Annotated in this window: 9 protein-coding genes; 3 read left to right on the top strand and 6 right to left on the bottom strand. The window is 54.1% G+C overall.

The features are described from left to right. Window positions 1–17 precede the first annotated feature (17 nt). The 5 genes from RA157_RS14545 to speD all read right to left on the bottom strand — a co-directional run bounded on the left by RA157_RS14545 (window position 18) and on the right by speD (window position 7,511). Window positions 18–2,324, bottom strand: a complete 2,307-nt coding sequence (locus tag RA157_RS14545; RefSeq protein ID WP_350333852.1) for an NADP-dependent malic enzyme — start codon at window positions 2,322–2,324, stop codon at window positions 18–20. Window positions 2,325–2,637: 313 nt separating this feature from the next. Continuing rightward, window positions 2,638–4,185, bottom strand: a complete 1,548-nt coding sequence (locus tag RA157_RS14540; protein ID WP_350333851.1) for an EAL domain-containing protein — start codon at window positions 4,183–4,185, stop codon at window positions 2,638–2,640. A gap of 189 nt (window positions 4,186–4,374) precedes the next feature. Further along, the gene (locus RA157_RS14535) at window positions 4,375–5,982 is read right to left on the bottom strand and encodes an EAL domain-containing protein (protein ID WP_350333850.1); all 1,608 of its coding nucleotides are present in this window, start codon (window positions 5,980–5,982) and stop codon (window positions 4,375–4,377) included. Between the two features lie 171 nt (window positions 5,983–6,153). After that, on the bottom strand, window positions 6,154–7,032 hold the full coding sequence (gene speE, locus RA157_RS14530) for a polyamine aminopropyltransferase (protein WP_350333849.1): 879 nt from the start codon (window positions 7,030–7,032) through the stop codon (window positions 6,154–6,156). Continuing rightward, complete coding sequence (gene speD / locus RA157_RS14525) at window positions 7,029–7,511, bottom strand: adenosylmethionine decarboxylase (RefSeq protein WP_350333848.1); 483 nt, start codon at window positions 7,509–7,511, stop codon at window positions 7,029–7,031. The genes speE and speD overlap by 4 nt, the downstream gene beginning before the upstream one ends. Window positions 7,512–7,992: 481 nt before the next feature. Here speD and RA157_RS14520 point away from each other — a divergent pair, with 481 nt between their 5' ends. After that, the gene (locus tag RA157_RS14520) at window positions 7,993–9,180 is read left to right on the top strand and encodes an aq_1923 C-terminal domain (RefSeq protein ID WP_350333847.1); all 1,188 of its coding nucleotides are present in this window, start codon (window positions 7,993–7,995) and stop codon (window positions 9,178–9,180) included. A 79-nt stretch (window positions 9,181–9,259) separates the two neighbouring features. Beyond that, window positions 9,260–11,347, top strand: a complete 2,088-nt coding sequence (locus RA157_RS14515) for an aq_1923 C-terminal domain (protein WP_350333846.1) — start codon at window positions 9,260–9,262, stop codon at window positions 11,345–11,347. A 64-nt stretch (window positions 11,348–11,411) separates the two neighbouring features. Here RA157_RS14515 and aspS read toward each other — a convergent pair whose 3' ends face one another. Continuing rightward, complete coding sequence (gene aspS / locus RA157_RS14510) at window positions 11,412–13,181, bottom strand: aspartate--tRNA ligase (protein ID WP_350333845.1); 1,770 nt, start codon at window positions 13,179–13,181, stop codon at window positions 11,412–11,414. Between the two features lie 200 nt (window positions 13,182–13,381). Here aspS and rnd point away from each other — a divergent pair, with 200 nt between their 5' ends. Then, window positions 13,382–14,584: a ribonuclease D gene (rnd, locus tag RA157_RS14505; RefSeq protein WP_350333844.1), complete on the top strand. Its 1,203-nt coding sequence runs from the start codon at window positions 13,382–13,384 to the stop codon at window positions 14,582–14,584. The last annotated feature ends 89 nt before the right edge of the window (window positions 14,585–14,673 follow it).

Raw genomic sequence — 14,673 nt, 5'->3', positions numbered from 1 at the left:
CTGCCAATATCCAACCTCTATCCCTCTGCGAGGCTGCGTTCATGCACCTGCGCCTCGACACTGGCCAGAGCCGTCATATTGACCACGCCTCGGGAGGTGACCGACGGCGTCAGAATATGCGCGGGGCTGGCAGACCCCAGAAGGATCGGTCCCACATGCAGGGCATCCGTCATCACCTTCAACAGGTTCAGGGCAATGTTGGCCGCATCCAGATTGGGGAAAATCAGCAGATTGGCTTCGCCCTTCAGTCTGCATGTGGGCATGACCCGGTTACGCAGGGCCTCTGACAAGGCGGAATCACCGTGCATTTCACCGTCGATTTCCAGATCAGGTGCGAGCTCCCAGATCAAGTTCAACGCCTCTTTCATCTTCCGGGCAGACTTTGAATCTCTGGTACCAAAATTCGAATGCGACAACAGGGCCGCACGCGTATCAAGGCCAAACCGACGAATATGGTCCACAGCCATCAGAGTTGTTTCAGCAAGCTCCTGTGCTGATGGATTGTCCGTTACATAGGAATCGGTGAGGAAATAAGCCCCGCTCTTGTTGATCAACAGGCTGAGTGTTGAGAGATCATGTACCCCTTCTGCCATGCCAATGATCGATTTGACGTGCTCAAGATGCTTGAGGAAGCGGCCTTCCAGACCGCAGATCAGGGCATCCGCCTCCCCTCGCTTGACAGCCAGGGCACCAATAACCGTTGAGTTGGTTCGGACCACGGTCCGTGCGGCATCAGGCGAGACGCCATTCCGGCCAACACAATCGAAATAGAGGTCCACATAGTCCCGATAACGGGAATCTTCCTCAGGATTGATGAACTCAAAATCCTCTCCCGGCCGGATCTTGAGACCATATTTCTGAACGCGGCGCTCAATGACAGATGGACGCCCGATCAGAATGGGCTGAGCAATCCTGTCCTCAATGGCAACCTGAGCTGCCCGCAGAACCCGTTCATCCTCACCATCCGCATAAATAACCCGCTTGGGATCGGATTTCGCCTGCGCCACAATGGGCTTCATGATCAGGCCGGACTTGAAAACAAACCGGTTCAGCCGGTCCAGATAGGCATTGAAGTCCTCGATCGGACGCGCCGCGACACCGGTTTCCATAGCCACTTTGGCAACAGCAGGCGCAATACGCAGGATGAGCCTCTGATCAAATGGCGACGGAATCAGATAGTTGGCCCCAAACGTGTCACTGGCACCACCATAGGCCTTGGCCGCCACATCTGACGGCTCTTCCCGCGCCAGTTCGGCAATAGCCATCACGGCGGCACGCTTCATCTCTTCATTGATGGTCGTTGCGCCCACATCCAGTGCACCTCTGAAGATGTAGGGGAAGCACAGGACATTGTTGACCTGATTGGGGAAATCTGAGCGGCCTGTACAGATCATGGCATCAGGCCGAACTGCTTTGGCGTCTTCCGGCATGATTTCCGGATTAGGGTTGGCTAACGCCATGATGATGGGCTTGTCTGCCATCTTCTCGACCATATGCGGCTTCAGCACACCGCCTGCCGACAGGCCCAGGAAGATATCAGCGCCCTCGATAACCTCTTCCAGGGTGCGTTTGTCCGTATCCTTGGCAAACACGCCCTTCCACTGATCCATGTTTTCTGTGCGGCCTGTATGCACCACACCATCAATATCAGTGACCCAGATATTTTCCCGCTTCGCGCCGAGAGAGACCAGCAGGTTGAGACAGGCAATTGACGCCGCGCCAGCACCGGACGCCGCAATTTTCACATCTCCGATTGCCTTGCCCGCAAGTTCAAGGCCGTTCATCACAGCAGCCCCGACGATGATGGCCGTACCGTGCTGGTCATCATGGAAAACCGGGATATTCATCCTCTCACGCAGCTTGCGCTCAATCTCAAAGCATTCAGGTGCCTTGATATCTTCAAGATTGATCCCGCCAAATGTCGGCTCGAGCGCTGCGACAACATCAACGAACCGGTCGATCTCTGTCTCATCGACTTCGATGTCGAACACGTCGACACCCGCGAACTTCTTGAACAGAACCGCCTTACCTTCCATCACCGGCTTGGATGCGAGCGGGCCGATGGAACCAAGTCCCAGAACTGCCGTTCCGTTTGAAATCACTGCAACAAGATTGCCGCGAGCCGTATAATCAAGAGCCTGCAGGTTATCTTCGGCAATGGCCAGACAGGGAGCTGCGACGCCAGGGGAATAAGCCAAAGCCAGATCGCGCTGGTTACCAAGGGGCTTTGTGGCTGAAATCTCCAGTTTACCGGCTTTGGGATACTGGTGATAGAAACAGGCAGCCTGATCAAGCTCACTGGTTTTCGGCGATTTGTCGGACATATATTCCCCCGTCAGGTCTTGGCTCTAAAATTCAGTCGAACAGGATTCATTTCAATAATGCACATCACATGCCCCGTTTTACCGGAAGGATCGGACCCGGTGGAACACAGGGTCCAGTGATTCCTGTCGGTAAACAGGTCCCGCCATTGTGCGATACTGAACCGGGTAAAGCCAGTCCAGTTTGCAAGACAGACTTTCAAGCTGATGAATGGTTTGTGAAGATGGTTCCGCCGGGTAACATTGACATGGCTATCTTGAGCCCTAAGCCATACATTCCGGGCAGAGAAAGGTTCACACCGTCAGGCCGTATGTTTTATGCGGCGTCAGCTGTTTCCTCGGCTTCCGCGTCATCCAGGGTCTCCTCAGCCCCTTCGCCCTTTGCAGCTGCCGAGTGATTTGCAAGTTCCTTGAAGTCATCAGCAGCGACAATACCCGAGAACAGATATCCCTGAGCGGTGGAAACACCGAGTGATCTCAGAGCCACCAGTTGCTCCTGTGTCTCAAGACCTTCTGCAATGATTCCAATCCCGAGAGATCCCGCCATATCAATCAAGGATTTGATGACAGTCACCGATACGGATTTTGAGCCCAGCACATCGACCAGAACCTTGTCCAGCTTGACGATATCAACACTGACCTGATTAAGGACAGCCAGCCCACCATGCCCGGACCCCACATCATCAAGGGCGACCTGGATGCCGAGCTGCCTGATGCTGTCAATGACGATACGGGCGGTCTGAATATCATCAATCGCCCGGCGTTCATTCACTTCCACAATCAACTGGTTCAGGGCAATTGCTGTGGAACCGAAATGTTCTTCCAGGTCACTGGTCAGCTCCACGCTGCTGAACCGTCCGCCATAGATATTCAAGGCCAGTTTAAGGTCGGAGCGTTCCTTGTAGAACGCCCCCATATCGTCAACCACACGATCCCAGATCGCGAGTTCCAGATCATCAATGTGTCCCTGGGAGGCTGCAAGCGGGATAAATTCGGACGGGGGCAGCACGACTTCCCCCCTGCGCATCCAGCGGGTCAGGACTTCCGCTCCAACAATTTCACCTGAGGAGAGATCGACAATCGGCTGGTAGAACGGCACAAACTCCCCGTTCAAAATCGCCGTCTTGATACTCATCTGGCTGGCCTGATCAAACCGCCACAGAATACCAAGCGTCACAGCGAAAACCAGCAGGCCGAGAAACGCTCCCCCAACCTTGACCCAGGTTCTCAAGGTCGTATCGACTTTGGCAACGATATACTCGTGAACAGCAATCCTGGCCTGGATCGGAAATTTCTCAGACCGCTCTGTCACAACGATATAGGTATCAAGACGACCATCAGGCAGTTTCAGCAGTTCGTATTCCCCGTGTCCGTACCAGACGGAGGAATCTGAAAGAACAAGGGCAGAGGCACGATCTGCGCGAATCTCATTGGCAACAGGGTCAATCTGGATCGCTTCCTGACGAATACGAGCGATGGCCCTCACCCCTTTGCCGATATGGACAGCAACAACGAGAGACCGTGTCCCGCGGATCGGTTCCTCCAGAAGAGCCAACTGAATCTTGCGGGCATTCCGGTCGTGAGCTGGCAGGAAGCCGTTGATCACATGCTTCGGGCGATTGTGCATACATCTGAGGGTGCCACCTCTGTCGACGATGCCGATCTGATCGAGCCACGGCTCCGCAGCCACAAGGCGGGACATATGATAGCGGTCACTGACGCTGCAGCTTGAGATGTTCCGCTTCTGCATTGTATCAACAGCACTGACCGAAGAGGCAATAGCCGCTTCGGCCCGCGAAAGCATCAGCTGAGCAGCAGCACGGATGTCCGCCGTAAGGCGGTCTTCACTGTGCATATTCAGCATAATCAGAGAACCGAAAACAGGTATCGCGGCGGTCAGCAAAGCGCCCAGAAAAACCAGTCCAATTCTGAGGTTTGAGAACATCGGCTCCGAAAGCCCCGCGCGAATAAACAGATGATTATCTTGCACTGTGACAGGTAAATTCTCTATGAAGATTCAGAGAATTAGGGTTCGGCTCCTAAGGCGCTAGGATCAAGCGACGTGCTGATCAACCGGAAGCACCATATCGCCAGATCGCCTTACAGGCACCATAGCCTCCACCAGAGACACGAAGGACGAGCCTGGCAGCGGAGGCGCGAAGAGGAAGCCCTGCACTTCTGAAATACCAAGTTCCTGGAGAACCTGAACCTGATCGTAGGTCTCAACCCCCTCCACCACGATGGTCATGCCCGTGGTGTTGGCCAGATCCTTCAGCGATGCCACAATCGGGCCGGAGAACTTGTTGGTACAGATAGCATCGATAAACAGCTTGTCGATCTTCAGGATATCAATACCCAGTTCCTGGATATAGGCCAGGCCACTGTGCCCTGTCCCAACATCATCAAGTGCAATGCGAACGCCCATGGCCTGGAGTTGCCGGATGATAACCTTGGCCTTTTCCACATTGGCAAGAGGCTGGCGCTCCGTAATCTCCATAACTAGCTGATTATAGCCGATACCGGACGGGCCGAAGATGTCGCCCAGGTCCTTGATGATATCGATATTGTCGAAATGGTCGCCGAACAGGTTGAAGGCAATCTTCATTTCCTGGCGTTCACGGTAGACAGCACCCAGTTCATTCCGAACGGTTTCCATCAGCTTGCGCGTCATCGGCAACCCGAGACCTGATGTTTCAGCCAACCCGATGAAGTTGGCCGGAGAAATCATGGTGCCATCCGGCTTCCGCCAGCGGATCAACACTTCACAACCGGCGAGCTTACCGGTTTCAAGGCTGATAACCGGCTGATAATACGGAATCAGTTCGCCGTTCTCGATACCACGCTCGAGCTCGTCTGCCGCGCGCGACTGCCGACGTCCGATATAGACAACAATCAAAAGGATAGAGAGACCGACAAAGGCAAAACCAAGATTGGTATAGGTGCGCATATCGCCGAACCCGCCCCAGATCGAGGAGAACCGTTCGACCGTCAACACGCGAACTGGAAATGTATCTGATGTACTGCGTGAGAGAACAACATCGTCCTCGACCAGACTTTGCTCACCAGCAACCAAAATGGTCGAGCCGATAATGGATCCGTCATCCAGCGTGACCTGAACCTGCCCGCGAGTCCCGGCTGACCGAAGAACATCGTCCGGCACGAAAATACGGCTCGGCAAAAGAGCATTGATCGTTTTTGACCCGGCCTCATCGACCGGCATTGAGATCATGAGACTGGTCAATCCGGAGCCACGCGGGTCTACCATCTGCAAGATGGCCGGGCTGTCCTTGACCGTAAACGGTTCTGACAACCCGATCACGTCAATGGTCTCACCGGAATAGCTGCACGTGTTGGAACCGGATTCGTCTGAGAGAAAAATCGCCTTGATTGAATAATGGCGATAGAAAGATTCGCGCATGGCCGCCCGGTTCGGCAGGCTGCATGTGGCTATGCCGGCATCTGCCAGATTCCGCAACTCGTTGGCCGCACCCCTGATTTCAGTTTCCGCATGTATAAGCATACGGTTAGCCAGCACATCCAGCTTCTTCTGACCATCAATCCGGGCGTAATGCAGGAGAAAAAAATTGACCAGAATAATCGGCATCGACGCACCAAGCAGGCCGATAATTGCAAGCCCTATAGTTTTCAAGCGGTAACGCACGATTGAGATTCTCCAGAGATACCTCCAAGATATGCGCCGCACCCGTTAAGAAGCTCCTAACTTTTCACATAAAAGCCACAATGCGATTGACAGAACTACCGATGTTCACAGCAAAGAAAAAACCGGACCCAAAGGACCCGGTTTTCCGTAAATATCGAAGCTGAACGCAATCTATCTCTGCGCCGAAGCAATACCTGCATCCACAGCGTCCAGAATGTATTTTGGCAAGGCGAATGCAGCCACATGAACATCCGGGGTGTAATAGCGCGTCTCGATGTCGGCCACGTCAAAACGTTCGGCGATTGTCGCCACATCCGTTTTCCTCAGCGCCGCATTGTCCGTGGCCCAGCCGAGCGACATATGACCACCGATATAGGTCGGCACGCAGATCACATAAGCTGAAGAATCGTTATAGAGCTCAGCGAAGAAACGACAGCTCTGCTCAAGCTCGTCTTTCTGCAGGAACGGAACACCATTCTGGGTAACCAGCACACCGCCCGGTGTCAGACAGTTGCGAACAGCCGCATAGAATTCCTTGGTGAAAAGAATGCCGCCCGGTCCGATCGGATCGGTTGAATCAACAATCACCACATCAAACCGGCGGTCTGTTTCGGCCACAAATTTCATACCGTCGTCAATCACCAGCTCAAACCGGGAATCGTCGAAGACAGTTTCATTGAAATCCGCGAAATGTTCCTTGGAGAAATCCACAACAGCCGGGTCAATTTCAACCTGGACCAGCTTGTCGACAGACTTGTGCTTCAGAACTTCCTCAGCCAGGCCACAGTCACCGCCGCCGACGATCAGAACATTCTTCGCAGCACCGTGTGCCAGAATGGGCACATGGCTCATCATCTCATGGTAGATGAACTCGTCTGCGGATGTGACCTGTGTCACACCATCCAGCATCAGGACCTTGCCGAAAATCTGGTTTTCGATCAAAGCAAGATGCTGGTGCTCGGTTTTCTGCTCGTAAAGCACAGTATCCGCTTCAAAGGAGAAGCGGATACCATCATGAAGCGTTTCGCTGAACCAGGCCTTGTCGGTCATGCGCCGCGGCCCCGCAGGTGTTCTCCAACAACCACACGGCCAGCACTGAAGGCATTGCGCAGGATGTCCACACAAAGCTCCGGCTTGGCATCGCCACACATGAACACGTCAAATGCCGCATAGCGGTTTTCCGGCCAGGAGTGGATTGAGATGTGGCTTTCCGCCAGCACCGCTACACCTGTGACACCGCCTTCCGGCTGGAAATGGTGCAGATGAATATGCAGAAGCGTCGCGCCCGCTTTTTCCACACATTCGAGCATGGTCTGCTCGATATGCTCCAGATCATCAAGACGATCAGCATCATGCAGATCGATGATCAGATGAGTTCCAGCGCATCTCACGCCATTTTTGACGATGAAATGATCTGCCTGCTCGCTCTGTGGTACAGCGGCGACGTTCAAAGAGAGTTCTTCCGTTTGGGCGGTGCTTGGAGCGTCCAAGTCCATCCCCAATTGGAAGAGGGCGTTGCTTGTCGACATGACGACCTCCCCAACCAGTAGATAGATTAGATTTCCCGGATTTGGGCGGGATTATATCAAAAAGAAAACCGCTTGAAGCCCGTATCGTGAGCGCCGGTTTGTACACGTTTTTCTCGCGACTGCAAGTAAAAATGATAAAATCAACGAACAAAGTTCTTTTGATTTTCAGGTTTGGTAAATCTGCATCGAAAGCCCGATTTCCAACGGCTTTCGTAGCAATCTAACTATTATCCGGCTAAACGCCATTGGCGCCCATGTCCTCCGGCAACGCATGCCCTTTTCCAAGCTATAGAAGCGATGCAATTTGCGATCTGGACAACCCTTGCCCCGACTTTATACCGGTTGAGGCAGCACAAGTTGCATTTTCGGCCTTCGGTTTGCCACAAGCTCGCTTATATTGCTTCCAGGGTCTTAACGCACTGCGATGGGGTTCGGAGCTTAATTCAGGCTCCCCTTATCAGCAGCCATTGGAGGAATTGAATTGTTTAATCGTTCATTTGTGCCATCAGTTTTTCTTGGCACGCTGCTCTTGTCAGGCAGCCTGGTTCAACCGGCCAATGCGGGACCCGAAGAGGCAGCAACCTATCTTCTCGACAGCTTCAAGACACTGGGTGCCACAAACGTAGAGTATAAGAAACTCAGCACATCCGGGAATTCGGCCACCATCAATGATGTTGTCATAGAGGCGCCCGACAGCCATGGCCATAACGCCACGCTGACACTCCCTGTCCTGACCATTGAAGGGATCGAGGAACAGGATGATGGAGGCTTCAAATCATCCTCCATCGCGATTTCCAACCTGGTTTTCAACGACCCGCATGGCCTGACGGTCACCACGGGCCCGGCCTCTATCGGCGGTTATACTGTTCCTGGACCAGACGCGTTGAAAGCTCTCCTTGCCAAGGGTCTGGAAAATGCGCTTTCCGAAAAGTACGAATCCTTCTCTCTAAAGAACTTCTCGTTTACGCGCTCAGATCTTCCCAGCGCCATTCGGATCGGTGAAATTCATCTGGAGCAGAGCGATTTTGTCGGCAAATATGCCAAACAGTCGTCTGGCCATCTCAACAATCTGGTTATTCCGATAGCATTCTCGCGCAACCCTCAGGTCAAGGCGCAGTTTCAGGCTCTGGGTTACAACGCCCTCACCCTTTCCGTTGCCTATGACGGATCATGGGACGATCAGACAACACTGGCCTCTATCAAGACCCTGTCAATCAATGCAAAGGACATGGGTACTGTCACTCTGAATGGTACGCTCGGGGGCTTCTCGGCCGACCTTCTGAACAAGCTTCAGTCCGTCACAGAACCTGCTGATGTTATGGCGCATATTCAGGGACTGACCGTCGATGATCTGACGCTGAGTTTTGAAAATCAGTCTGTTGTTGATCGCGTTCTGGATCTGCAGGCCAAAAATGCCGGGATAGAACGGGATCAGTTCGTCCAGCAGATTTCCGGCGTCATGCCGCTCTTGTTGTCTGCTATCGGGAACCCTGAGTTTTCTGATAAGCTTGCCAAGGCAGCGGCTAAGTTTCTGGCAAACCCGACCACTCTGACGGCAACAGCGAAACCGGCCAACCCGGTTCCTGTTTCGCAGTTGATCGGAGCGGGCATCGCCGCACCGCAGACACTGCCAGATGTTCTCAATGTCTCTGTCGAGGCTGCGGAGTAGACAAACACGGATCAATCGTCGAAGCTTTATAAAGAGCTTCGACGACCCATTCAGCGGTCAGACTTGGGGGGACAAGCATATGACCCATCGCCTTTCCATCGCATGCGTAGCATTTGTGGCACTTTCCTTACCTGCATCAGCGCAGGAGACGACAGGAAAAGCCGCGCTCAAGCAGTGGTTCCAGTCGCATGCGGATGTTGGGATAGACGTCTCCTATCAAGCGGTAGTCGAAGATGGTGACCAACTGACAATCGAGAACCTGACACATTCCTTCGAGACATCGTTTGATATCAAGGTTCCCCGTGAGAAGGCCTCGACAGACGGTTCTGAAGGCACTCCTCAATCAGCAGATGGTACACAGACGGTCACACTCTCCATCCGGTCCAGCATCCCCACGCTCACTCTTGATAACTTTGAAGCCGATGAGAACGGCTTTTTTGCCTCTGGCGTCACCATGTCAGATGCCACAGAGTTTTCATTCACCACGACAGCGGATGATACGCCCTTTCAGATTTCCGGCGGCATTGAAGGATATACAGCAAAAGGTATTTTCTGGCCCCGCTACCCCGCCATTGAGGACGACCCGGCCCGACCTGTCAGCCGCTGGCTTCCCCTGATTGAGGCTTATCTAAAAACCGAGAGTGATAGCCAGACCATTGGTCGGCTTTTCATGGAATCAGCACCTTATGAGGATGCTGATCACAATGGCACAATCTCGATTACCTATGACATCAAAGACATCCGCATCGGTGAAATCAGGGATGGCGTCATCAAACGCTATGCGACCGGTCCTCTCGTCGAGAAAATCGTCGGCAAGGACAAGTCAGGCACACCGATTGATATCCTGTTCTCCATCGCAGAGACATCAATTGACCACTACGACGTCAAGGCGATTTTGGCGCTTCTGTACCCGAGCCTGCTTGAAACATCCGACTATGTGGAAGCGCTTGGATCGGCGGTGGCACGCGACTACAAGCTGAATGCCAATCCTGTAAAGACAACGATTGATCGGATATCCATGGATGGGTTTTCCGTGAGGCGTCCCGATATCAACCTTGCCGAGATTCTCGACGAGGCTTTTACATCCGATACGATATCAGAGGAAAGTGCTCTGTCCTGGATTCTGGAGCTCTATCGCGCGCTGGCCGTTGACCGCTTTTCAATAGAAGGCATTGCCGCCTCTTTCCCGAGCACCAAGGTGACCGGTGAGACAGATCAGGTCAGCATGGAGCAATATCTCATCCGCGATCTCAGTGCGGACGGGCTTGAAGAACTATCCGTAAACGGGATCAAGGCAGATATCGCTCCGGGCGGATCGGTTCTTCTAGGCAAGTTTGCCATCGGAGATATCAATTTCCCGCCGGTCGGCCCGATAAGAGACCTTATCGCCCAGCAGAGCAATAACAGTGAACCGGACCCTCTTGTGGTTGCCAGGGCTTTGACACCCCGCTCATTTGCCTTTGAGCTGGGAGAGATTGATGTGGTCATCCCGGATGGCGTTGAAATGAAATTGTCATCCTATTTCCTCGGTATGGCATCCCTTATTCCACCCATCCCCACAGAAATTGAAATGAAGACGGACGGGCTTGAAATCCCGGTCAAATATCTGGACGACGAAGAGGCTATCAAAGCGTTTGAAGCCTTTGGTCTGACCACATTGCGCTGGACAGACGGCCTACGCATCCGCTGGGATGAACAGACAGAAGACGTCTTTATTGATGATCTCACCCTGGAACTCGGTGATGTGGGGCGCGTTCACGCAAAGGCTCATCTTGGCGGCCTGCCCCGCTCCATTCTTGAGAACCCCGAGCAGATTCAGGCAGCCATTGCCACATTGTCCGTCAAGTCTCTGGAACTGGAACTCATCAATGACGGTGGTGTCGAAAAAGCACTCGACCAACAGGCAAAGGAAGCGGGCATAGAGCGGGCACAGATGGCCCAAGGCCTCCTGCTCGTCCTCGATGGACTGCTCGGCTCAATCGGCAATGATGCCTTTGCAGCCAAGGTCAAGGCCGCAGCAGAGACGTTCTTCGCTGATCCGCGCAATCTGCGCCTTCGCCTGTCCCCGGACAATCCCGTACCGGTGACCCAGATTATTGGCGGCGTGGCGACTGCGCCACAAATTCTGCCGGATATTCTGGGCGCGGAGATCGAAGCTAATCAATAATAAAAAAGGGGCCAAACGGCCCCTTTTTCGATTTCAGGAACGGACAGCTTCGCTGCCGCGCGCTTTATTCCGGCAGGTTCAGCCGGATGTGCAGATCGCGGAGCTGCTGATTGCTCACATCTGATGGTGCACCCATCAGCAGATCCATGGCCTGCTGGTTCATCGGGAACAGCGTGATCTCACGCAGGTTCTGCGCGCCACAGAGCAGCATCACAATCCGGTCGATACCAGCCGCACAGCCACCATGCGGAGGCGCGCCATATTCTAGCGCCCGCAGCATGCCACCGAACTTTTCCTCCAGAACCTCTTCTGGGTATCCGGCAATGGCAAAGGCCTTTTTCATGATCTCCGGCTCGTGGTTCCGGATAGCACCGGACAGGATTTCAAAGCCGTTGCAGACCGCATCATACTGCCAGGCATTGAGCTCAAGAGGGTCGGTATTCTCAAGCGCGTCAAGACCGCCCTGCGGCATGGAGAACGGGTTATGGGAGAAGTCCACCCGGTCTTCGTCTTCATTCCACTCATACATCGGGAAATCAACGATCCAGCAGAGTGCGAACTGGTCCTGGTCGACCAGATCAAGATCGAAACCTGCCTTCTGGCGCGCCTTACCGGCGAAATCGACGAATTTCTTCGGCTGGCCTGCTACGAAGAAGACAGCGTCACCATCATTCAGCCCAAGCTGGGTGCGGATGGCTTCTGTACGCTCAGGGCCGATATTCTTGGCAACCGGTCCGGCCCCTTCCCCGTCACGGAAGAAGATATAGCCGAGGCCTGGCTGGCCTTCACCCTGCGCCCAAGAATTCATCCGGTCACAGAAAGCGCGGCTGCCGCCGGTCGGGGCAGGAATAGCCCAGACTTCGTTCTTGGAATCAGACGCCAGCATATTGGCGAAGATCTTGAACCCGGATCCTGCAAAATGCTCGGATACGTTCTGCATTTCGATCGGGTTCCGCAGGTCCGGCTTGTCAGAGCCGTATTTGCGCATGGATTCCGAATACGGAATGCGCGGGAAGACATCTGTCACACGCTTGCCATCGGCAAACTCGACGAAGATGCCTTTCAGCACGTCTTCCGCTACACGGAACACATCTTCCTGTTCGACAAAACTCATCTCGACATCGAGCTGATAGAACTCGCCCGGCAGACGGTCGGCGCGCGGGTCTTCGTCACGGAAGCACGGTGCAATCTGGAAATAACGGTCGAAGCCAGCCATCATCAGAAGCTGCTTGAACTGCTGAGGAGCCTGCGGCAGAGCATAGAACTTGCCCGGATGAATACGGCTCGGAACCAGGAAGTCGCGGGCACCTTCCGGGGAAGACGCTGTCAGGATCGGGGTCTGGTATTCGTTGAAGCCGTGGGACCGCATCCGCTCACGCATAGAGGCGATGATCGCAGAGCGCTTCATGATGTTCTGGTGCAGGGTTTCCCGACGCAGATCAATAAAGCGGTACTTCAGGCGGGTTTCTTCCGGATAATCCAGCTCGCCAAAGACCGGTAGCGGCAGTTCTTTCGACGCGCCGAGCACTTCAAGCTCACGGATGAAGATCTCAACCTGACCGGTGGACAGATTGTCATTGGACGTTTCCGCGCTGCGGCTTTTCACCTCACCGTCAATCCGCAGAACCCATTCGGCCCGAACGGTTTCTGCCAGAGCAAAGGCTGGAGAATCCGGATCCACCACACACTGGGTGATTCCGTAATGGTCTCTGAGATCGATAAACAGGAGACCGCCATGGTCTCGCACACGGTGAACCCAACCGGAGAGCCTGACGGTCTCTCCAACGTGAGAATCGCGCAGTTCTCCGCACGTATGGCTGCGATAGCGATGCATGAATGAACCCATCGAGAAAGTCGTGTTACAGATGGCCTCTGCTGAGGGGCCTATCCTTGGAAATTCAGCCCGGAAAAGCGCATGTCAGCCCCGGTTTGTCAAGGCTTGGTCGTATACATCAGGGCTTTTTGACGGATCAGGGATGCCGGGTTCCAAATGATGCAGGACAAAGCCTCAAGACTGCGCTATAGCTGGACATCATGAAGATCATAGAAACTACAGACGCCCTTGCCGCTGCCTGCACCCTTCTTGCCCAGAGTGATTATGTCACTGTCGACACAGAGTTTATGCGGGAGTCCACCTACTGGCCCAAGCTCTGCCTCATCCAGATGGCAGGCCCTGAAGGCGCCTTTATTGTCGACCCGTTGACCGAGAAAGACCTCGATCTTCAGCCGTTTTTCGACCTGATGGCGGATGAAAGCACAGTCAAAGTCTTTCATGCCGGGCGTCAGGATATCGAAATCGTCTATAATCTGGGCGGCCTGATCCCGCATCCTGTCTTTGACAGTCAGGTGGCAGCGATGGTCTGCGGATTTGGCGATTCGATCAGCTATGATCAACTTGTCTGGCGCATTGCCGATCAGCGCATCGACAAGTCCTCCCGTTTCACGGACTGGAGCAGACGCCCGCTCAGCGACAAGCAACTGACTTACGCCCTTGCCGACGTTACCCATTTGCGCGAGGTCTATATCGCTCTCAAGGCCAATCTGGAAGAGCAGGACCGGTCTCACTGGGTGAGTGAGGAAATGGAAATCCTCACCTCCGAGAAAACCTATCGGGTCGATCCGTCCGAAGCCTGGCAACGGATGAAACTGCGGATCAAGAAGCCCATAGAGCTGGCTATCATGCAGTCCATGGCCAAATGGCGCGAGCAGGAAGCCCAGCGCCGTGATGTGCCGCGCGGACGGGTACTGAAAGACGACGCAATCTATGAACTTGCCATGCAGGCACCACGGACTCCGGAAGCCCTGAGCCGCCTGCGCACCATGCCCAAGGGGTTTGAACGGTCGCGAGCAGCAGAAGACATTCTTGGAGCTGTAGAAAAAGCCTGCAGCCTGCCCAAGAAGGACCTTCCCCGCCTGCCAAGAGGCCGGGTGATGCCGGAAGGCTCCCAGGCCGTTGTCGAAATGCTGAAGGTTCTCTTGAAGATCATTGTTGCCAAACATGGCGTCGCCGCAAAGGTTATCGCCAATGTGGATGATCTTGAGCAGATTGCCGCTGATGACAATGCGGATGTGGCCGCTCTCAAGGGCTGGCGACGTGATCTGTTCGGCAAAGACGCTCTACGCCTGAAACATGGCAAGCTGGCTCTGGCAATTGTCGACAGGAAGACGGCGGTTATCGATATCGAGCAGTTGCAGTCAAGCGATGAGCCTGCCCTGAGAACATCCGCGCTCGGCTAGAGCCTGTCCCCGAAAAGTGTGTACGGTTTTCGGATAGGGATACGCTTGAAAACAAAGAGATAGAGCATTTGGCGTGATTCTGTTTTCAC

The organism is Coralliovum pocilloporae (assembly GCF_030845175.1).
GTDB lineage: Bacteria > Pseudomonadota > Alphaproteobacteria > Rhizobiales > Cohaesibacteraceae > Coralliovum > Coralliovum pocilloporae.
Note: the sequence above shows the minus strand (reverse complement) of the source record. Positions and strands in the feature narration are given on the sequence as shown.